Below are 21,325 nucleotides of genomic sequence, written 5' to 3' on the forward strand. Positions count from 1 at the left end.
TGTGATGATTCTAAGGTCACAACGAATTATATAGACTAAATAACAACTGAGTCATTAGGGATACTCAATTCGAATGTGGGATAACATCGTTACGTTGTCAGAAGACAAACAACAAGTGGTAGCTCGTTTACCGTCAGGGACAGTAGCTGACGCAAGTTTTGATCATAGGCTACTATCCGTTGCTCTGGATACATTAGGTGTATCTGACTATTTTCTTTTTGAAGAAGAGGTGTTGCGTTTTGTGACTCTCGCAAAAGAAGGTAAAGGTGAAGCGTATGAAGGCATTCTCATTGCTGAAGTCCGTGATGCCAGTGTTGTTGTTGAACTGTCTGCTGATGAAATGTTGGCTACTATAGTGGTCACAGGACCGTATAGTGGCAAAGTATTAAGAGGCAGCGATATCATTTACTGCTTGGCGCAGGCTTACATAACAAAAGGTATTAATAAGCTAGCGCTCAGGAAAGTACTTATGATGAGTACTAAACTTAAGCCGGGAGAAATATTTACCCAGCCAGTGGCGAAAGGTACTCTGCCTGTAAGAGGGCAAGACGCCAAGTTTCAAGCTTTGGTCGAAGACATTACTCGCCAAGTATTGAAGCCGCGTAATAAAGACGCGGGAAAAATTGATATGCGAGATTTAGGCGAAACCATTACCGTTGGAATCAATGAACCGTTAATGAAGCGTATCCCCGCAACCAAAGGGACTGCTGGGTTTACTGTCCGAGGTCGGATTATCCCTCCCATTCCAGGTAAAGACTGTTTAATTAAACCTGGAAAGGGTACCTATATTTCTCCTGACGATCCTAATCTTCTGCTAGCGGCGAGTCCTGGATTACCGATAATTAAAGAACGCAGTATCGAAGTAGACGACGCCTTGTGCGTGAGCAATGTTGATGTCTCGACTGGGCACATTAAATTCAAAGGTAATGTGTTTGTGTCTGGAAACATTGAACCGGGTATGATTGTTAAAGCGACGGGAGGCGTGACGGTTGGCGGTTTTATTGAATCTGCAGAGGTTCAAGCACAAGCTGATATCAAAGTTGCAAAAGGAATTATTGGTCACACGACAAAAGAGGGTGACCCCAAAAGTTGCAAGGTAATCAGTAAAGGTTCTATAACCGCAAGCTATGCTCAGAATGCTGAGTTACAAGCGGCCAATGATATTCGACTCGGTGTACACAGTATGAGTAATGATATTCGTTGTGGTAATAACTTAACCGTCATGGATACCATGAAGAAACACGGTACGCTCAGTGGGGGCGAAGCTAAAGTGGGGGGGAAAGTAGAATGTGTCTTTTTAGGTGTAGAAGGCGATACTGCGACTAAAATTCATAGTTTTGCACGTTACGATGGCTACCGACAAAAGATAGCTGAGTTGAAAGAGAGTTATAAACACGCGCAAGAGCAAACCATGAGCGTGATCCGTAAAGAGTTAGAGTTTAAGAGGCGTCCGAAATCAGAGAGAAGCGAAGAGCAAGCCTTGGCGATTCAACAAAAGCGGGAACAAAATGATCAAGCGATCGAAAAAAACAAGTCGCAATTAGATAGGCTCGAAGCAGAGTTCGAAACCCACCTTGCTGAATGCACTGTCGAAGTACACGAAAAGGTGTATACCCGAGTCACGATTCAATTTGGTGATGAGACGGTGACAACGAAGCGAACTCATGGTGGGAGTATATTCTCATTCAATCAATATGAAATATTATGTTCATCTAAGATGAAACAAGAAGATCTTGCCCTATAATCAAACGGATTTTAATTGATAGAATTATTAAGTTTACGGATTGATTGAAGATAAAAGAAGGGGAGCACACTGGCTCCCCTCTCTATTTCTTAACGGCATTATCACGCTATCATTTACTAACTAACGGCTTTGACTTTGCCTTGTTTAAGGTCTGACAGAACGTGCGTTTTCGGGCCATCGGCAATAATGCTACCTTTCTCCATCACAATGACTCTGTCTACAATGTCTAACATCGATGTTTTGTGTGTAATTAGAATCAAAGTCTCACTGGGTAGCAATTGGTTAAGTTGGTGCTTGATGTGCATCTCTGAGCGGTTATCCATGGCACTGGTCGGTTCATCCATCAATAATACTGGTGGGCGACCTAGGAAGGCTCGAGCAATCGCAACGGACTGACGTTGACCACCCGACAGTAAAGCGCCACCTTCGCCCACCTGGCGTTCTAAGCCTGCTGGATCTTGTTGAGTAAAAGCGGTCACGCCTGCACGGTTAGCGGCGTCCATTACATCGCGATCATCGACCAATGGGCGACCTAAGGTAATGTTGTCTCTTACCGAGCCGTAGAACAGGTTACTGTCTTGCGGTACACAGCCTATATTGCGTCGTACGTCGACATGGTGCAATTGTTCCATATCGGTACCATCAATCCGTACGTGGCCCTCTGTCGGCTTGTACAGGCCCATAATCAGACGTTCTAACGTGGTTTTACCTGAACCAATACGACCGATAATGGCCACTTTCTCACCCGGAGCAATATTGAGAGTGAGATCTCGTATTGAGGCGATAGGAGAGTCTGGGTAGTGGAACGTTACTTTGTCCAATGCGATATGACCTTGAATAATCGAGCGGTGTATATAGCGCTTACCTTCTTCTTGTTCATCTGGCATCGACATGACTTGCTCAATCAAAGTCATTGATGACTTTGCTTGGTTGTAACGCGTCGAAAGCAAAGAGAGTTGAACCAGAGGACCAATCGCACGGCCACTCAGCATAGTTGCAGCAATCAAGCCTCCCATCGTCAGCTCGCCTTGTGCAATTAAATACACACCAAAAATGATCATACCGACGTTGGTACTTTGCTGAACAAAACCTGCGGTGTTTTGGATGCTGTCTGTGATGCGGCGGCTTTTAATGTTCCAATTTGCCATGTGAGCAACCGCTTCTTCCCAACGGAATTGGAACTGACTTTGCGCGCTAAAAAGTTTAACGGTTTCTAAGCCGGCGAGACTCTCGATCAAGTTCGCGTATTTCTGAGAAGCAAGACGTGAACCTTCTTCTATAGTTCGACGCAGTGGACCTTGGATTAACAACGCATAGATGATCAGAATGACCACACCGACGACAGGCACAAAGACTAGATTTCCGGCCATTAACCAAATTAGAACAAGGAACATCAGTGCGAAAGGTAAGTCGATCAACGAGCCAATGGTTGCAGAAGTAAAGAATTCACGGATTGATTCGAACTCTTGCAAGTTTTTTGCAAATGCTCCGACAGAAGCGGGCTTTGCCTCCATACGAATCCCCAAAACTTTACTGAACAACTTTGAGGAGATGAGAATATCGGATTTCTTGCCTGCGACATCGATAAAGTAGCTGCGCATTAACTTCAATAGGAGATCGAAAAGGAACACGACAAAAATACCACTCGCTAATACCCACAGGGTTTCAAACGCGAGGTTAGGCACTACTTTGTCGTATACCAAGCGTGTGAACATGGGGGCGGCAATCGCGAAGATATTGATAAGAATGGAGGCAATCAAAACATCTCGGTAGATGTTTTTCGATTCCCAAATCGTACTCCAAAACCAATGTCCTTTACGGGTTTTTAGAACCTCGGGTGAACGTTCATCATAGCGGAACTGTTTTTTTACCAAGAAGTAGCGACCAAGGAATTGTTCTTTCAGCTCTTCGACAGGAATGATGATTGGCACCATTCCGCTTTCTGCTGTAATGATTTCGGCTTCTTGCTTTTCTAAATCGATACTGTTGAGAACGCAAGCCTCGCCCTGTTTAAGCAGTAAAACCGCAGGCAGAATGAGATGCGGGATCTTGTCTAAGTCGGATCGGTTTTCTTTCGCCACTAATCCCGCGCGCTCAGCGGAACGTGGGAATAAGAAAGGGGTTAGCTTTCCATCGGATAGTGGTAGCCCATTGATCAATGCTTCGGGCGAGTTAGCTAATCCGTAATACCGGCTAACGTAGATCAGTGAGTTCAATAGTGGATCTTGCATTCGATATAACCCTTACAACTATTTATCAACAATGAAGCCTTGGAACACTTCTACGTAGTTATCAGACAAGATATCCAGTTGAGTCTGCGTTTCTATTCGAGACGCAATTGTGATTACGCCTAGGTTATGAGCGGTTCTAGAGATTGACGTTAAGGTGAATTTCTGTTTTTCGTCATCAAGATTATGGGTGAATAAGTAATCGAGCTTGACATAACTTGGACGGTATTCGTTGATGTAATCCAGCGATTGGAAATTACGCCCGTAGTTATCGACACCAAATACCGCATTGGCATTGCGAATGGTATTACACAATAGTGCGGTGTAATGTGGAACGTTGATGAAACAATTTTCCGGGATTTCAAAATGCAAAAGGTGAGCGATGGTGGTATTTTGCTCCAAGGTTCGACCTATCCAGCGGATGAAACTGGGCTGAGAAATACTGCTTGGTGATATGTTAATGGCAATAGGACTGGTTACATCTTTTGTATTGAGCTTTTCAATCATCTTCTCGATAACGTATTGGTCGAGAATATGGCTTATTTCGAGTTGCTCTAGTGCGTACAGGTATTGATTGGCACCGTAACGCACGCCATCTTTTTCAATCGCAGAGAACACCTCTTGGTGGTAGGTTTTACCAAAGGCATTGTTTGCAGCTTGAAGACGGAAGGTGATTAGGTCGTTAATGATCGCTTCTTCCACCAACATACGCCATTGCTGTTTACCCATCACTGCACCATGATCGTCGGCTGTTACGTAGCCATAAGTCAGTTCATGATTTGCCTTAGCACTTGACAGTGCATTATCCACCAGCGACATGATTTCAGTACTGGTTTTACGCTTGCTGCTGTATGTCACACCAAGCGCAATATGTGGATTGGCAGTGCCTGTTGGGTCTGAACCTAGGCTTTGGATACAGTTTACGATGCTGCTCGCGACAAGTTTCAGTTCGCTCTCATCAACGTTTGGCATGATGAAACCGAACTCATCACTAGAAATACGGGCGATGGTGATGTCTGGTGATAAAATCGAAGCCTGTAATTGTTCTGCCAGTTGGTGCACTAAAGCATCCCCTTCTTGGTAACCTTTTTCATCGTACTCTTCACTAATGAATTGTGCTTGCAGTACTGCCAGCCCGCCGACACTCGACTCTTCCAACCATTGGTTAAGTTGCGACATGTAGTAAGCTCGGTTACCAAGTTGAGATACAGGGTCAATATAGGCACGTTCACGAAGTCGTTGAGCTTCTTGGGCTTGGTTTTTAAAAGCCAGTTCGACCTGAGTCGACATATGGTTTATGCCGTCGACCACCAAAATTAGGTCTTTTGTTTTCGGGCGAATTAAAGGGTCGCCAAATTGATTCTTGGCTATTTGATCCATTTTGTTGATGATCAATGATAATGGATGCAATGCTTTTTTGAGAATCCATGAAATGGAAATCATACCCAGTAAGAAAATCACTGTGAATACGGTCAACAAGTGTGTAAATGCTTGCCAAAGTTGATCATAAGCAGGGCCGGTATGGCTTACGATCTCGACTTCGGCTAACTGCATCCAGCCGCTGGTAATCACACGTCGGTCATGAATGGGTTCAAACAGGTTAAGGTTGGTAAACCATTGTGGTACGCCTGTTGGTTTAACTGGGTATGAGCGCTGGATATCATCACTGCCGTCTAGAAAAACTAAACGTACGATGGAGTAGGAACTGCCATCAAACAGAGCGTTAATCACAGATTCTACGGCCACCTTGTCCTTTTCTTCTAGATAAGGGGCGAGGGCTAGCCCTACCGTATTAATGGTATTATTCACTTCAGAACGTTGCTGCTCTTCTAGGTAGCCACGGGTGGTATTGAATTCGATCATAAAAACTGACGTCATCAGCAATATGAACACCGCAACCATCCCAAACACCAGTTGTTTATATAAAGTCATTGTACCTACTCATCGTAATTGATAATGGGTTTGTTTAATTTTAGAGCGCGCTCACGAGAACGTAAGTCGTTCCATAAGCTCAACCTTGACGATTTCCCAGCAAGCTTACCGCTGCCTGCTGCCGACTTAATCAGCCAAAGATTCTTACCATTGAAACTGTATATTGGTCGTAGATCTCTGCGTTTGGACCCTCGTTTTATTTCAGGGTTTAAATTGTCCAAAATAAGTGGTTCTGCACTGGGGGTTGAGTAGTAAGCCAACACCATATGGAATTGGTTTAACTCAAGCGCTTTGACGTACACCAATCGTAATTTTTTGTCGGGCACACCCAGCTCAAGTAAAGAGAAGTACTTTGCGATAGTGAAATCTTCACAATCACCGGCGTTACTACCTAAAAACTCCAGCGGTGTGGCCCAGTAGTCGTTTTTTCCCCAAAGTATGCTGTCGTCGACAAAGTACATTTGGTTGAAGAATCGATTAACAGATTCGAGCTTCTCTGCTTCACTTAATTTATCGTAGTGCGTCATATTTAAGCGCCATGTGGCGACTCGTTTTCCTGCTCTTTCACCATAAGCTGCTGAGACCGCATCAATCCATCTTTGATCGCTCTTATTGAGTGCCACAGAAGTAAAAGAGGTCAGGACTAACAACAGTAGAGAAAACGACGGTTTCATGATTTTTGCTCTGATCTGTTTGTTACGTATTGAGTCGTGTCGTTAAACATCAAACGTCCTTACTCCTTAAGTGCGTTGTTTTGGGCACTTAGGATTGGTTTCAACATGTACTCAAGCACCGTTCTTTTACCCGTAATAATATCGACAGAAGCCGTCATACCAGGGATGATAGGCAGCTCTTCGTTATGGCCAAAGCTGTATTTCTCTGTACGTACACGCACGATGTAATAGCTGTTGCCTTCTTCATCCTGAGTGGTATCTGCACTGATGTGTTCTAATACGCCTTCTAGACCGCCATATTTAGTGAAATCATAAGCACTGAATTTAACAATGGCTGTGAGTTCTGGACGTAAGAAAGCGATGTCTTGTGGGGCGATTTTTGCCTCAACTAAAAGAGAGTCTTCAGTTGGCACTATTTCTACGATATCCATACCCGGCTGAATGACACCACCGACAGTATTAATGCCTAAGGTTTTGACGGTTCCTGTGACAGGAGAGACCACCACGGTGCGATTGACTCTATCTTCAAGACCAACTGAAGATTCGGTCATGGCCGACAGTTTGTCTTGTGCTTGGTTGAGTTTTTCTTGTTGTTCTGAGCGGAAACTCTGCGCGGCATCGATACGACTCAACATGGCTTCTTTGATTGCCGAGCGAAGGAGAGGGATTTTAAGTTCGCTAGAGGTCATTTCTCGGCGTGTATCATTCACTTGCCTTTGAAGCTTAAGTAGTTCAATTCTTGGTACTACGCCTTCATCTGCAAGTGGTCGGGTAATGTCTAACTCTTGGCGGGCAAATTGGTAACTTTGCCTTAAATTATTAACACGCGCTTTTATTTCAATAAGATCTTGTTGTTTTTGCTCAACTTGTTGATCAAATACGGATAGTTGATTTTTCAGGTTGTTGAGGTCTTGACGATATTCTGCTTTTTGGCGATTCACCAATTTAGGTTGAAGTTCGTAGAATCTTGGTGGAAAAGCAAGCTTGCCGTAGTCGAGTTGGACACTGTTTTTCCAGTTTTCGACGGAGAATTCTTCGTTAACGACAACACTGTTAAATGAAGCCGAGAGCATCAATACATTGGCCGTTAAATTTGCGACTTGTTGTTCGCGTTCTCGAAAGTCAGAACGGAATCGAGTGTCATCAATCAAGAGAAGTTGTTGACCTTTTTGAACTTGTTGTCCCTCTCTGACCAATATCTCTTTTACTAAGCCACCTTCAAGGTTTTGTACCACTTGGATTTGAGAAGAGGGGATGACTTTACCTTGCCCAACGGTGACTTTGTCGATCTCAGCCCATGCGGCCCATCCAATAGCAGCAATAAAAAACAGAACGATCACCCACAGCATAATACGTGCACTGGTTGGCGTATTGAGCAGTAGAGCCGCAGTTTTATCATCGACGTACTCTAGTTCGGTTTCGTTCAATTTGCTGAAATTCTTCTGACTCATAACAGTCCTTGTTCGCTAAATTAAAGTGCAAGCCTCTTGAGTGTATTCTTACTTTTGATAAATGTTAAGATTTTGTTTGTTTAAATCTTTGAATCTATATGTTTTTTTGATTCTTATTGGTTTTTTAAATCTTTTTTTGTCGGAGGCAGTGCTTTCTTCATTAACCCATGTTTGAACAAAGAGTCTATGCCTCTGTTTTTTATGGAAAGAGCGTACGTGAAATCGATGCAGGGTCTCTGTAATTGTAGTCGGAACTTTGCTGGTTGTTAGGATGATACCCGTTGCATTTGATTTGCATGAGTTTTCATTAAGTCGGATCGGTTTTGAGTGTGCCAACCTGCGAAATGATTGCTTAGCCTATCTAAGCTGAGAGGAAACATTATCCGATAGAGGGTTGACCTTTCCCTTACGGTAAGGTTTAGCCTTATAACATAAAGCGATGGTGGTTGAATCAATAATGCGTGTAAATGTCGTCGTTGGGTAATTCCTAGTGAGCTTTCTCTTTTTGTTCCCATTCTGTCAGTACATTAGGTTTATTCAATGTTTCAAATGCTAACAGTGAGTGCTCTCACTCTTGGTTGATTTGGTGTACATACTCACTCGCCCTATGTTGTATTAAGGATTTGTTATGGATCGTCGCACGTTTATAAAAAACTCAACATTAACTGGTATTGCTCTTTCTGCATTTCCCAGTACTTATTCATTTGGTTCGATATTAGATCCCGTTGCGAAAGCGCCGAATAATCTTCAGCCGCTTCCGATACCACCACTGATTGATACCAGCCAGAATGAGCTGACACAATTGAACATCATCAATGGAATGTCTGAGTTTTATAAAGGCATCTCAACCAAAACTTGTGGTATTAATGCCGACTTTCTTGGCCCAGCCTTAAAGGTGCGTAAAGGAAAAACAGCCAATATACAGGTCAATAATGATCTCGATGAAACCATCACACTTCATTGGCACGGGCTTGAAATACCAGGAAGTAAAGATGGGGGGCCTCATCAGATGGTAAAAGCCGGGGAGGCTTGGAAGGTTGAATTACCGATTACGCAGCCCGCAGCGACTTGTTGGTTTCACCCTCATCAGTACCCACGGACAGCCGAGCTAGTCATAAGAGGCATTGCCGGTCTTATTATTATTGAAGACGAAGAAAGCGACGCGCTTAATTTACCCTCAGATTGGGGGATCAATGATATCCCCGTCATAATCCAAGATCGTAAATTCAACAAACAGGGACAATTTGACTATGAGTTGTTGGATATCATTAACGTTGCAACCGGCTTTGCGGGTGACACCATGCTTGTCAATGGTGCCCTTAACCCGGTTGTGGATGTGCCCCAAGGTTGGGTTCGTTTTCGCGCTCTAAATGGTTCGAATGCAAGAAGTTATTTATTGTCTTTCTCCGACCATAGAGAGTTCTATGTGGTTGCCTCTGACTCTGGGTTTCTTGAAAAGCCAGTACCGATGAAGTCGATTCATGTCTCCGCGGGAGAACGATTTGAAATTTTAATCAAAGTGGATGAAAACACACAGTGTGATCTGGTCACACACCCTCTTCACCAAATGGGTATGATGGCTCCGCCTTTTGATGAGATTGTTCCTTTGTTAACCATTCGTTCAAATCAAACGGTGAGTAAAGGGACATTGCCGGAACAACTTACAACGATAAAACGTCATAAAATCGAAGATGTGAAAACAAAAAGAGATTTTGTTTTAGAGATGGGGGAAGGGTTAGATTATCAAGCAATGATGCTTTTAAGAAAGAAAAAATCGGCTATGACTCAGCGAATGGTTATGGCTGGCAGTAAGATGCCAATGGACGATTTGAAAGACAAGAGTCGTCCAATGTTGTCACCTGAAGATTTGAAGGCGATCAATGGCATAAATGGCAAACCTTTTGACATGAATGTTATCGATGAGGAAGTGAAGCGAGGAGAGTTGGAACATTGGGTTATTAGTCAGGGAAAAGATATGATGCTCCACCCTTTCCATATTCATGGTTGTCGATTCCAAGTTCTTTCAATCAACGGTGAACAGCCATCCCCGCATCTCATGGGTTGGAAAGATACAGTACCAGTATTTCCGCAAGGCATTACTGAAGTTCTTGTTAGGTTTGAGCATGAAGCGCAACGCAACTTACCTTATATGGCACACTGTCATATATTAGAACATGAAGATACTGGAATGATGATTCAGTTTACAGTGACCTGATAACGATAAATGGATGGCTCAGAAATATGGCGCTTAGCGTACAGATGTCTTGTTAGCACTGAGCGCCTTCTAAGGAACAAAACTTAGCTCTAGACTTGTTTTTCAAAGGATTACAGCGCAGAATCACAAAAAAATTGAAAGGAGCAATCAAATGGAACTGACAGATATTCGTCGTGAATACGCTCAGGGTGGATTGAGACGTAAAGACTTGGCCGAAGACCCAATTGACCAATTTAATCTTTGGTTAGAACAAGCCATTGAAGCTAAGTTAACAGACCCAACGGCGATGACAGTCGCGACAGTTGACGAACATGGTCAACCTTTCCAACGAATTGTTTTACTTAAGAATGTTGATAAAAATGGCTTCGTTTTTTTCACAAACTTAGGCAGTCGTAAAGCGCATCATCTTGAGCACAATAACAAAATCAGTTTGCATTTCCCTTGGCATCCCCTCGAGCGACAAGTGCATATAAACGGCACGGCTGAAAAGTTGACAGCGTTGGAAAATATAAAATATTTTTCGTCTCGCCCGAAAGAGAGTCAATTGGCCGCTATCGCCAGTAAACAAAGTAGCCGAATTTCTGCTCGTGGAGTTTTGGAAGGTAAGTATTTAGAGCTTAAGCAGAAGTTCGCAAAAGGAGAAATTCCGGTGCCTTCTTTTTGGGGAGGCTTCCGAGTGCGTGTGGATAGCATTGAATTTTGGCAAGGGGGTGAACATCGTTTGCACGACCGTTTCCTTTTTTCTCGTCAAGACAACCATTGGGATGTCGATCGCCTAGCGCCATAGTCTACTTGATTGAATAAAAGTACCGTTGATTTGATGATTAAACCCATCAAATAACGGTATTTTTTCATCTGCTCTCCGCTGTTTAGAATCACGGGGAACTAGCGTTATATTATTATGTTTTGAGCCTGCCATTGAGAGATTACAACTCTCGCAGTACTCTGAACCCCAAGTAATTCGCAGCGGTTGTCGTTGGCACATGGAGTTCACTAAACACTTTTGATTTTTCTGGCGAGAAGCTCCAAGCGCCCCCTTTTGCTAAACCTTGTTGAAGGTTTGTCCATTCCCACACATTACCGACCATGTCGTAGAAGCCTGTTGGTGTTGGTGAAAATGACTTAACTGGAGATGTGCTGACGTTTGACCACGGCGTGCCTGCCCAACCGGTATTCGCCTTGCCTGAACGGAATTCATTGCCCCACCAGAAGTTGGTCCCTTGCCCCGCTCTCGCGGCGGCTTCCCACTCTTGTGGTGTCGGTAAACGGTAGCTGAAGCCGGTGCTTTTAGATAACCAACGGGTGTAAGCCTTAGCATCGTTTTGGCTAACACACACCACGGGTGCGTTATCGACTTGCTTAAAGCCAGGGCTTTGCCAGTTATTGTCTGAAACGGTCGTGATTTCGTCATTGATGAAGGTATCGCAAGTCTTCATCAGCTCTGCGTCTGTTTGATAGCCTGTGTTTTCGACAAATGCTCTAAAGTCTTGAACGCGGGTCAGTGTGGCTGCGAGAGCGAAAGGCTTCTTAATCGTAATTTGTTGAGCGTTGTTTTCACCTAACAAATACCGACCCGACCCGACCACAATCATTTCAGGACTCTGAGTATTGGCTTTTATCGGATCGGCGAACTTGGTGCCGACATTCAATGAGTTTTGCTTGGCTTGCAATACCGCTCTTAGATTGTAATCACGAGCGATTTTCAATTCTTGATGGAAAGAAAGGTAGCCTTCTTTCTCGATCGTGATCATGTGTTGACCTATTGGTAGCATCACTTCAACGGGTGTACTGCCATATTTCACACCGTTGATAGAAACCGTGTCATTGTATTGGTTTGAACGTATGACCAAGGTAACCCAAGCGACTTCTTTTTGTTGATTGTTGGCTTGTTGTTCACTTTGTGTGAAACAGTTTGAGGATTGAATATCAAGCAGACGACAGGCTGTGTTCTTATTTGGACGTGTTTCTAGATTGGCAGCAATCACCACTCGGTAACGGTTATCTTCAGAGAAACCAGAGGATTCCACCTTATGTTGAAGGACGTGAATGTTCAGCGAAGCAGACGCGAGGTGTGCTTTGACTGTTTTGGATTCAGTCGCTTTATCTATAAGGTTGTGTTGGAATTGTTTTACCGCTTTTTGAAGGGCTAAGGTCACCGTTTGGTCTGAACATTGCGCCAGTGTCATGTCGTTGCTGCAACGATTAGTAAAGCTGACGGTGTGTGTTTCTTTTTGAGTGATCTCGTTTCTTAGTCGCTCGGCTCTGGCTCTTAGCTTTTTTTGATTCAAATTGTCGATTGAAGTTTCTGTCGCTGCTTTCTCGGCCTGAATAGCCTCAAGTTCCATCACTAAGCTTTGCTGCTTCTGCTCTGAGTTTGAAATCGTAAGCTTGCCTTCTTTAACTCTCTTCCAAGCGTCTTGGAAGTGGTTTTGAGCTGGCGAGATATCGAAATCGGGTTCATCAATCATGCGTGTGTAATCTTGCTCTAGGCTGGCTTTCGCCTTAGCGAGTGCTCGTTCTGCTTGAGCCAATAGCTTGACTAGACGTGCGGTTTGCTTTGCTTGGCTATCGACTTCATTTTGTTTGTCAGCCAGTTTCTTCTCAACAGCGGTTAAGTCGGCATGCTTTTCGAAAAGTGAGCTGTCAATGTCGGTGACCGATGATGTGATAGCGACCTGTGTCGCTTCTGCAAAAACAGCTGACGTCATTAAGCAGGGAGCAAGTGCAAATAGTAGAGTAGGAAAACCTTGGCGCATGATGGGCTACTTTAATCGTAATTTAGGTTAATTGAATATTCTAAAAGAACGCACCATTTCGTTTGCAGCTACTTTCTATAACGATTAACAAAATGGTGACGGTTCATTCAGTGTTGTGAAATAGGCTCAGCTATATAAGGTTGCCGTGCTTATTCATCCAGGTTTTAACTGTTTTTGCTAGGAAGAAGCTTAACCCAGATCGTGTCACTGCCGCTGATGGTGACGGTACGGTTGTAAGACTCGTAACCCTGTTTTGAGATGGTTACGTGATGACGGCCATTTGGGAGCGCAACTTCAAGAGGTGTACTCCCATATTTAATGCCGTTAATTGTCACTGAATCATTGTATTGATCAGAGCGAACTGTCACGTTAGCCCACTGTTTATCATTTTTCTTAACTACCGCTGCATCACGACCTGTTAAACAGTAGCGCGTTGAAACATTTAATAGTTTACATGCGGCGACCGCTTCAGGTTTAGCTTGAAGCTGAGCTTGCATTTGTACGGAGTAAGCGTTGTTCCCTGAGAAGCCACTTTTGATTGCTTGGCTATCTTGAACATGGATGTTCAGTTGTACACCTTGTAAGTTTTGCTTAGCCAATGTGCTTTCTGTGAGCTGATCAAGTAATTGGCTCTTGAACGTTTGCACGGCTTTTTGATTGGTCAGGTGTTTACCTTGAGCTGCGCACTCACCGAGTGTCATTGTTGCAGCACATGTGGTGGTGTAACTGGTTTCAAGAACCGCACTTTCACGCAGTTCTGTGGCAATACGTTTAACGCGAGCTTCAACTTTCGACTCTCTTAAGTTGGCCTGCTCATTATTCAGTCGAGCTTGCTTTTGCTTGAGTTGAGAAAGGTGGATTTCGCTCTCGTTGATCGCTTGTTGGTTGTCTAACTGAGCGGATTGGTTTTCTTTAACCGCAGCCCAAGCATCTTGATAGCTTTTCTGGAAAGAGACTAAATCTGTTTCTGGATCTTCCAGTAAGCGACTGTACTGTTTGTCGAGTACAGACTTGGCTCTGTTACGTTTAGCCTTAAGTTCATCACCTTCGCGTTGCAACTTACTTTTTTGATTTTGTTGCTGCTTGAGGTGTTCGGCCGCCGATATTTGGGTCGCTGCAATACGCTCAATATCTGAGTTTTTCTCTGTTAGCTTTGCATCGATAGCTGAAACGGGATCGACTTGATTCAGTTCTTCAGCTGATAACGATGCAGATACCCAAAGTGGGGATAGCGCAAGCAAAAGCGCTGAAATTCGAAAGTTGGTCATATGTCCCTGCAACTGATTAGATTGAAATTGGCTCGTTAATAAAGTGTCGACTTCCTAGTTTTGAGTCACTAGTTATTGGCCATGACACAGTATCAATCTTTATACCGTTTTATTGATAACCAATCTACTCGAAAGCCCAGTTTCGATACTTTGGATACACTTTTTCAGGCTGAGGCCTAATTATTTGAGCTGAAAAAGAAAATATGGTTGTGCTTGTATCGTGATGACTTCCCTTATTTTTGCTGTCTGTGTTATTGCTATTGGGAAGTGAAGCTTTAAGGACATATTGGTTTTACAACAGCCGTAGTTTGTACGCTCATGATCATCTTTCCGGAGGCATGATCATAATGATCACGGCAACAATTTTGATTCCGTGCTGAGGAAATGATGTTCATGATTATTTACAAATTCATCTTATGTAGATTTCAGAGTATTATTCTCAGCATATCTCCCCGAGCACGCTATTGTCATGTCAAAACCTTTACCCTTTGCAAACTTAGATTTGTCTTCGCTAGGCCTTACTGGTCCTCGCCCTGCCGAGATCATAACCTTGCCCTCGCATATGGATTGTCACGAACATCAATACGCACAGGTGGTTATCGGTTTAAAAGGTCAGGCAGAATTTGAAGTCAGTGGTAAAGGGAATTTAGTTGGCCCTGGTCAAGGTTGTGTGGTGACGGCAAGCTCTGATCATGCTTTCGGTGGAGTGGTTGGTCAATCGGATATTCTAGTGCTCAATATGCCCATGCCAAGTGGCGACGATCCGCTAATGTTAGAGAAGATTAACCAGTTGGAATCATCGAGTGTCTATTTCCAATTAGATCTACAAATTCAAAAGCTTATCCACATGTTAGTGCAAGAGATGCAAGCGAACCCCGATGATTTACTTTTGAGCCGAGCGTGTAACGATACCGTGATCGCGTTAATGCAAAGGCATATATCGGCATTCGAAACACCGGTTAAAGACTCGCGTTTTGATCTTGAAGCTTTAGATCGCTACATCGAACAGCATCTCGCCAATAAGATTTCTGTTGCTCAGCTTGCAGGCAGTGTGTTCTTAGGTGAAAGTCAGTTCCATATGTTATTTAAAGAACAAATGGGCATTACCCCGCATCAGTATGTGTTGGGTAAGCGCATTGATCGATCTCGACGTCTGATTGAGCAAGGTCACCTCAGCCTCGGTCAAGTTGCAGAACTGGCCGGATTCTCCGGTCAATCCTCCTTCACTCACACCTTTTCACGTCTTCAAGGCATGTCACCATCTCAATATAAAAAGAAAATTTCTGTTAAATAGTGAAATAAATTAGCCTGTAAATTTAAAGATTTATATGTGACCCTGTGTTTATTTTGTTAAAAAAGCGAGTTTTTGGCAAAAAACTCGGAGTTTTTGACAAGTAATCCTTATGCGCTCAAAATACACTGCTGCCATTGTAGAGAGCCCGGACTATTTTCGGGTGTGAGATTAAGGAAAGCGCATGTTTACAGCTACTGATGTGTTAAAACCAGAATTCAACGAGCAATCGCTTGATGATCTCTGGTCGCTTATCTCACCATTATATATGGTGGATGAAACCCAATGGCTAGAGCAACTCTTACCACTAGCAACCCCTTCTGAGTCAGAAAAGCAACAAATCACAAAAAAAACGACCTCATTGATTGAAGCTATTCGTGCTGATAAAACGTCTATCCAGATGATCGATGCACTGTTACTTGAATACAGCTTAGACACTCAAGAGGGCATCTTGCTGATGTGTCTGGCGGAAGCCTTGATGCGTATTCCTGATTCAGCAACGGCGGATGCGCTGATTCGTGACAAACTCAGTGTTGCTGATTGGAAATCTCATCTAAAGAATTCTGACTCTGTGTTTGTTAACGCTTCTACTTGGGGGCTAATGCTAACTGGCAAGGTGGTTGGTCTTTCATCTAACGAGCAGAGTGCGGGTCAAGCGGTCAACCGCTTAGTAAACAAGCTTTCTGAGCCTGTTATTCGTAAAGCGATGCACCAAGCGATGAAGGTGATGGGGCACCAATTCGTTCTTGGCCGCAGTATTGCTGAAGCACAAAAGAACGGTAAGTCTATGCGTGACAAAGGTTTTACCTATTCATACGATATGTTAGGTGAAGCGGCACTGACCACAGCAGACGCCAATAAATACTTCAAAGATTACCTAATGGCGATTGAAGCCGTAGGTCGAGATACGTATGTCTCTTCAAAATCGAGCCCTGCGCCATCGGTATCTATCAAGTTGTCTGCGCTTCATCCACGTTATGAAGTGGCGAACGAAGACCGCGTATTGACGGAACTTTGCGATACGCTAGAACAGCTATTGCGCCGCGCAGTCGAGCTCGATGTTGCCATTACGATTGATGCGGAAGAAGCGGATCGCCTAGAGCTATCTCTTAAACTATTCGAAAAACTGTACCGCACTGACCTAGTAAAAGGCTGGGGTAAATTTGGTCTGGTTATTCAAGCTTACTCAAAGCGTGCACTTCCGGTTCTGGTTTGGCTAAACCGCTTGGCGAAAGAGCAGGGTGACTTAATCCCGCTTCGCTTGGTGAAAGGCGCGTACTGGGACAGCGAAATCAAATGGTCACAACAAGCGGGCTTTACTGATTACCCCGTTTACACACGTAAAGAAGCGACGGATGTGGCTTACCTTGCTTGTGCACGTTACTTATTGAGCCCTGGCGTTCGTGGCAATATCTTCCCGCAGTTCGCCAGCCACAATGCTCATACGGTTTCCGCTATTGCAGTAATGACTGACCATAAAGACTTTGAATTCCAACGCTTACACGGTATGGGTGATTCGCTTTACAACCATGCGATGGAAGCTTATCAGCAGTCAGTACGTATTTACGCACCGGTTGGCAGCCATAAAGACCTACTGCCATACCTAGTACGTCGCTTGCTAGAAAACGGCGCAAACAGCTCGTTTGTACACCGTTTGGTTGACGCTCGTTGCCCAGTGGCAGAGCTGACTCAGCACCCAGTTGATATGCTTCTGGCGTTCGATACCTTGAATAACACTAAGATTCCTCTGCCGCCTGCGGTGTTCCCCGAACGTAAGAACTCGTATGGTGTCAACATTGATATCGAAAGCGAAGCGCATCAGTTTGAAGAGCAAGTAAAAGGCTTCTTGAACAATCAATGGATTGCCGGGCCTGTGATCAACGGTGAAGCTCTTGCTGAAAGCATGATCAAGGCGGATCAGAATGTTGAGCAAGTGACCGCACCTTATGATCGTCGTATTCATGTGGGTCTGGTGGCTTTCGCTAACCTTGATCATGTTTCCGCGGCGATCAGTGGTGCAGACGCCGCATTCGCTGATTGGAACGCCACTGCGGTTGAAATCAGAGCGGCCGCGCTTGATAAGCTGGCTGATTTGATGGAAGACAACCTCGCTGAGCTGGTGGCGATTTGTCATCAAGAAGCGGGTAAGACAATTCATGACAGCATTGATGAAGTGCGTGAAGCGGTCGACTTTTGTCGTTACTACGCAAAACAAGCGGATAACCTCCAAGGTTTTGAACTCAAAGGTTTTGATGGTCAAACACGAATCGCTTCGCGACAAGGTCGGGGCGTATTCGTTTGTATTAGCCCTTGGAACTTCCCTCTCGCCATCTTTCTTGGCCAAATTACAGCTGCTTTGGTGGCCGGTAACACGGTTGTGGCTAAGCCTGCCGAGCAAACAAGCTTGATAGCAGCTCGCGCAGTGGAACTGATGAAGGAAGCGGGTTTCCCTGCTGGTACGATTCAGTTACTGCCGGGGCGTGGCGCCGAGATTGGCAGCGCACTCACCGGCCACGATGCAATTGCTGGCGTTGCTTTTACGGGGTCGACACCAACAGCACAACGTATCAACGTGTCATTGGCGAGTCGCAATGCTCAGCCGGTTCCGTTTATTGCGGAAACGGGTGGTCAGAATGCAATGATCGTCGACAGTACCGCACTGCCTGAGCAAGTCGTTCGTGATGTGGTTCGTTCTGCATTCGCTTCAGCAGGCCAGCGCTGTTCGGCACTGCGGGTACTTTATATTCAAGAAGACATCGCTGATCGTGTGATTTCTCTAATTCATGGTGCAATGGATGAGCTGAGTGTTGGTATTCCATATCTTCATAAAACCGATGTGGGCCCTGTGATCGACTCAAATGCGAAGCAGAAGCTAATGGCACACATAGAGAACATGACCAATACCCAGAAGAAGGTGGCTCAACTTTCTCTAGGTACGGATTGTGAACATGGTGATTTTGTTCCACCAAGTGCGTTTGAAATCGATGACATCAGCTGCTTGCAAGAAGAACAGTTTGGCCCTGTGCTGCACATTGTCCGCTTCAAGGCGAGTGAGTTAGCGCAAGTTGTAGACCAAGTTAACCAAACCGGTTTTGGTCTAACTATGGGTATCCACAGTCGTAATGAAACAACTTATCGTTGGATTGAAAAACACGTGCGTGTGGGTAATTGCTACATCAACCGTGACCAAGTGGGCGCCGTTGTTGGTGTGCAACCATTTGGGGGTCAAGGCTTGTCGGGAACTGGCCCTAAAGCGGGTGGCCCTCACTACCTCTATCGCTTTACCGATGTTCATTTTTCTCAATCACAAGACAAGGCATAAGGAGCAGTATCATGGTTCATCAAGTGGCAAGTTTTTCTGATGCTTTGTTGGCGTGGGAACAATGGAATCTTACCGATTTTGATCATAAGAGTGCTCAGGTACTTTCATTTAAATCAGAGATGGAAAGTCAATCTGCGCCTTTGGCTGCGGTAATGACTTTCCATCTAGAGCAAGCATTTGCACTGCTTGCTGAACATCATCTAATGGCAGGCCCTACGGGGGAAACCAACGAGCTGTATGCTGCTGGTCGTGGCGTCGCTTTGGTAATTGTTGATGATTTCGAAGAGAAGTTGCCTGCACTGCAAACCGCAATGGCGATGATTACAACCGCACTATTGGCCGGTAATAGCGTTCAATTGTGCAGTGATGACGTGCCGTTCAATACCTTAATTGCGGATGCTGCGAAACAAGCGAGCCTGCCTACCAACTTGGTACAGGTTGCCTCGTATGACGCTGCTCAACTACTGTTGTCTTGCGATGTACGAAGTGTGGCTTACGTGGGGAATTCACAAACGGCTCAAGCGATTAATTTACAACTTGCTAAGCGTGACGGTGCCATTGTCAGTTTAGTGGCTGAAACGGATCTGAAGGCAATGAATGTTGCTCATGATCCACATCTAGCGCTGCGTTTCATTACCGAGCGTACGCGAACTATAAATATCACTGCCGTGGGCGGTAACGCGACCTTGCTCGAACTTGGAAGTGAAGCTCACTAACCTTCAGTAATATTGGCTCTAAAGACCTTTGGTTTTGGCCATTGGTCTTTTTAGAACCAGAATCCTCAATTCAATGCACTGACTTGTCTCTAGGGGCTTGCTATTCATTGAATTGGGCATGGAAGGCTTTCTAAAAAATGAGGACTATCAAATGATAGAAAACAGTTTTGCAATAACGACGACGTTCATTGCGTATCTAATTCTGATGCTAGCGATCGGTGTTATTGCTTACAAACGGACATCTAGCTCTACGGACTACTTCCTAGGCGGACGTTCGTTAGGCCCATGGCCTGCTGCCCTTTCTGCTGGTGCATCAGACATGAGTGGCTGGTTGTTATTGGGCTTGCCTGGTTACGCTTATGCTTCTGGGTTTGAAGCATTTTGGCTTGCTGGTGGTCTGCTTGTCGGTACATGGGCAAACTGGTTAATCAGCGCTAAGCGTCTACGCACTTACAGTATTACAACTGAATCTCTTACGCTGCCCGAATTCCTATCTCGTCGTTTCAATGATAATTCTAAGTTGATCCAAACCATCTCTGCTTTATTTATCCTTTTATTCTTCCTTTTCTACACAAGTTCAGGCTTGGTAGCTGGGGGGAAATTGTTTGAAACGGTATTTGGTTTAGATTATGCGACCGCCGTCATTATCGGCACTGTGTGTGTGGTTTCTTACACTTTATTTGGTGGGTTCCTTGCCGTAGCTTGGACGGATTTAGTGCAAGGCTTATTGATGTCTGCTGCGCTATTGATTGTACCAATCGCCGCTATGAACGGTGGCTTAGGGCAGTTATCTAGCGATCTACACAATATCAATCCTGAGTTACTAACACTATGGAATAATGTGAAAGGCGAGCCTCTGTCCGCTATCGCGATTATCTCGCTAGTCGCATGGGGTCTAGGTTACTTTGGTCAACCCCATATTCTTGCGCGTTTTAAAGCTACACGTAGCAACAAAGACTTAACTGCTGCGCGTCGTATTGCTGTTATTTGGTCTGCATTGTCTATGGTTGGTGCAATGCTTGTTGGTCTTGTCGGTTTAATTTACGTGACTAACTCCGGTGCGCCTAAGCTAGACGATGGTGAGAAGATCTTCATGCTGCTTGTGAACGCGATGTTCCACCCAGTTATCGCAGGTATCCTGCTAGCAGCAATCCTAGCGGCAATCATGAGTACCGCGGATTCACAACTTCTTGTTTCTTCTTCTGCACTGGCAGAAGATCTGTACAAGCAAGTGTTGAAGAAAGATGCGACCTCTGAAGAGATCGTTCGTGTCGGACGCTTTGCGGTAATTATCATTTCTCTAATTGCTCTTATGCTTGCGATGACACCAGACAGTTCAGTGCTTGGTCTTGTATCTTACGCGTGGGCAGGTTTTGGTGCTGCATTTGGCCCGGCTGTTGTATTGAGTCTTTACTGGTCTCGAATGAACCGTAATGGTGCTTTGGCGGGTATTGTGGTTGGTGGCGTTACAATTGTTCTTTGGAAGCAGTTGACTGGCGGTTGGTTCGATGTGTACGAAATCGTACCTGGGATCATTTTATCCACTATCTCAATTGTTGTCGTTAGCTTGATTACTGGTGAGCCAGAAGACAAAGTTAAGAAGCAACATGCTGAGTTCGAAAAGAACCTCGTTGAGCTAGACTGATTTACATTGTAAAAATACCGATGAATGAGTAAAGATCATTAGTAAAAATGAATAGAGTCACTTCGGTGGCTCTATTTTTTTTA

The 21,325-nt window shown here is 44.5% G+C and carries 13 protein-coding genes; 7 read left to right on the plus strand and 6 right to left on the minus strand.

What is annotated here, in order from left to right:
• The first annotated feature begins 73 nt into the window (after positions 1-73).
• A complete protein-coding gene (locus tag OCU36_RS15775) occupies positions 74-1,744 on the plus strand; it encodes a FapA family protein (RefSeq protein WP_261840489.1) in 1,671 nt (556 codons plus the stop codon).
• Positions 1,745-1,860: 116 nt separating this feature from the next.
• On the opposite strand, the gene OCU36_RS15780 is transcribed toward OCU36_RS15775, so the two are convergent.
• From OCU36_RS15780 to OCU36_RS15795, 4 genes are read right to left on the minus strand one after another with little or no spacing between them, the layout of a single operon-like run.
• Positions 1,861-3,975: a type I secretion system permease/ATPase gene (locus OCU36_RS15780; protein WP_261840490.1), complete on the minus strand. Its 2,115-nt coding sequence runs from the start codon at positions 3,973-3,975 to the stop codon at positions 1,861-1,863.
• Between the two features lie 18 nt (positions 3,976-3,993).
• Positions 3,994-5,904 carry a bifunctional diguanylate cyclase/phosphodiesterase gene (locus OCU36_RS15785; protein WP_261840491.1) on the minus strand — a complete coding sequence of 637 codons (1,911 nt, stop codon included), beginning with the start codon at positions 5,902-5,904 and terminating at the stop codon, positions 3,994-3,996.
• Between the two features lie 5 nt (positions 5,905-5,909).
• Positions 5,910-6,578: a transglutaminase-like cysteine peptidase gene (locus OCU36_RS15790; RefSeq protein WP_261840492.1), complete on the minus strand. Its 669-nt coding sequence runs from the start codon at positions 6,576-6,578 to the stop codon at positions 5,910-5,912.
• Positions 6,579-6,637: 59 nt separating this feature from the next.
• Positions 6,638-8,029: an HlyD family type I secretion periplasmic adaptor subunit gene (locus OCU36_RS15795; protein ID WP_261840493.1), complete on the minus strand. Its 1,392-nt coding sequence runs from the start codon at positions 8,027-8,029 to the stop codon at positions 6,638-6,640.
• 628 nt (positions 8,030-8,657) lie between these two features.
• Between OCU36_RS15795 and cueO the strand changes: the two genes are divergently transcribed.
• Positions 8,658-10,244 carry a multicopper oxidase CueO gene (gene cueO, locus OCU36_RS15800; RefSeq protein ID WP_261840494.1) on the plus strand — a complete coding sequence of 529 codons (1,587 nt, stop codon included), beginning with the start codon at positions 8,658-8,660 and terminating at the stop codon, positions 10,242-10,244.
• Between the two features lie 151 nt (positions 10,245-10,395).
• Complete coding sequence (gene pdxH, locus OCU36_RS15805; RefSeq protein WP_261840495.1) at positions 10,396-11,031, plus strand: pyridoxamine 5'-phosphate oxidase; 636 nt, start codon at positions 10,396-10,398, stop codon at positions 11,029-11,031.
• A gap of 139 nt (positions 11,032-11,170) precedes the next feature.
• On the opposite strand, the gene OCU36_RS15810 is transcribed toward pdxH, so the two are convergent.
• Together OCU36_RS15810 and OCU36_RS15815 are read right to left on the minus strand one after the other, a co-directional pair.
• A complete protein-coding gene (locus OCU36_RS15810; RefSeq protein WP_261840496.1) occupies positions 11,171-13,000 on the minus strand; it encodes an SUMF1/EgtB/PvdO family nonheme iron enzyme in 1,830 nt (609 codons plus the stop codon).
• A gap of 164 nt (positions 13,001-13,164) precedes the next feature.
• Positions 13,165-14,268 (minus strand): PEGA domain-containing protein, encoded by a 1,104-nt coding sequence (locus tag OCU36_RS15815; protein ID WP_261840497.1) that lies wholly within the window; start codon positions 14,266-14,268, stop codon positions 13,165-13,167.
• A 469-nt stretch (positions 14,269-14,737) separates the two neighbouring features.
• On the opposite strand from OCU36_RS15815, the gene OCU36_RS15820 reads away from it, so the two are divergent.
• The 4 genes from OCU36_RS15820 (at position 14,738) to putP (ending at position 21,242) form a co-directional block, all read left to right on the plus strand.
• A complete protein-coding gene (locus OCU36_RS15820) occupies positions 14,738-15,562 on the plus strand; it encodes a helix-turn-helix domain-containing protein (protein ID WP_261840498.1) in 825 nt (274 codons plus the stop codon).
• A 181-nt stretch (positions 15,563-15,743) separates the two neighbouring features.
• A complete protein-coding gene (putA, locus tag OCU36_RS15825; RefSeq protein ID WP_261840499.1) occupies positions 15,744-18,881 on the plus strand; it encodes a bifunctional proline dehydrogenase/L-glutamate gamma-semialdehyde dehydrogenase PutA in 3,138 nt (1,045 codons plus the stop codon).
• Positions 18,882-18,892: 11 nt separating this feature from the next.
• Complete coding sequence (locus OCU36_RS15830; RefSeq protein ID WP_261840500.1) at positions 18,893-19,597, plus strand: 1-pyrroline-5-carboxylate dehydrogenase; 705 nt, start codon at positions 18,893-18,895, stop codon at positions 19,595-19,597.
• 154 nt (positions 19,598-19,751) lie between these two features.
• Positions 19,752-21,242, plus strand: a complete 1,491-nt coding sequence (gene putP / locus OCU36_RS15835; protein ID WP_261840727.1) for a sodium/proline symporter PutP — start codon at positions 19,752-19,754, stop codon at positions 21,240-21,242.
• Positions 21,243-21,325 lie beyond the last annotated feature (83 nt).

The sequence above is a fragment of the Vibrio artabrorum genome, from assembly GCF_024347295.1.
Lineage (GTDB): Bacteria > Pseudomonadota > Gammaproteobacteria > Enterobacterales > Vibrionaceae > Vibrio > Vibrio artabrorum.

What these genes read in the sequence shown, in the direction of transcription:
- OCU36_RS15775 (WP_261840489.1), top strand. Translation starts at nt 74, where the DNA reads ATGTGGGATAACATCGTTACGTTGTCAGAAGACAAACAACAAGTGGTA.
- OCU36_RS15795 (WP_261840493.1), bottom strand. Translation starts at nt 8,029, where the DNA reads ATGAGTCAGAAGAATTTCAGCAAATTGAACGAAACCGAACTAGAGTAC.
- OCU36_RS15785 (WP_261840491.1), bottom strand. Translation starts at nt 5,904, where the DNA reads ATGACTTTATATAAACAACTGGTGTTTGGGATGGTTGCGGTGTTCATA.
- OCU36_RS15780 (WP_261840490.1), bottom strand. Translation starts at nt 3,975, where the DNA reads ATGCAAGATCCACTATTGAACTCACTGATCTACGTTAGCCGGTATTAC.
- cueO (WP_261840494.1), top strand. Translation starts at nt 8,658, where the DNA reads ATGGATCGTCGCACGTTTATAAAAAACTCAACATTAACTGGTATTGCT.
- OCU36_RS15830 (WP_261840500.1), top strand. Translation starts at nt 18,893, where the DNA reads ATGGTTCATCAAGTGGCAAGTTTTTCTGATGCTTTGTTGGCGTGGGAA.
- pdxH (WP_261840495.1), top strand. Translation starts at nt 10,396, where the DNA reads ATGGAACTGACAGATATTCGTCGTGAATACGCTCAGGGTGGATTGAGA.
- OCU36_RS15810 (WP_261840496.1), bottom strand. Translation starts at nt 13,000, where the DNA reads ATGCGCCAAGGTTTTCCTACTCTACTATTTGCACTTGCTCCCTGCTTA.
- putA (WP_261840499.1), top strand. Translation starts at nt 15,744, where the DNA reads ATGTTTACAGCTACTGATGTGTTAAAACCAGAATTCAACGAGCAATCG.
- OCU36_RS15815 (WP_261840497.1), bottom strand. Translation starts at nt 14,268, where the DNA reads ATGACCAACTTTCGAATTTCAGCGCTTTTGCTTGCGCTATCCCCACTT.
- OCU36_RS15820 (WP_261840498.1), top strand. Translation starts at nt 14,738, where the DNA reads ATGTCAAAACCTTTACCCTTTGCAAACTTAGATTTGTCTTCGCTAGGC.
- OCU36_RS15790 (WP_261840492.1), bottom strand. Translation starts at nt 6,578, where the DNA reads ATGAAACCGTCGTTTTCTCTACTGTTGTTAGTCCTGACCTCTTTTACT.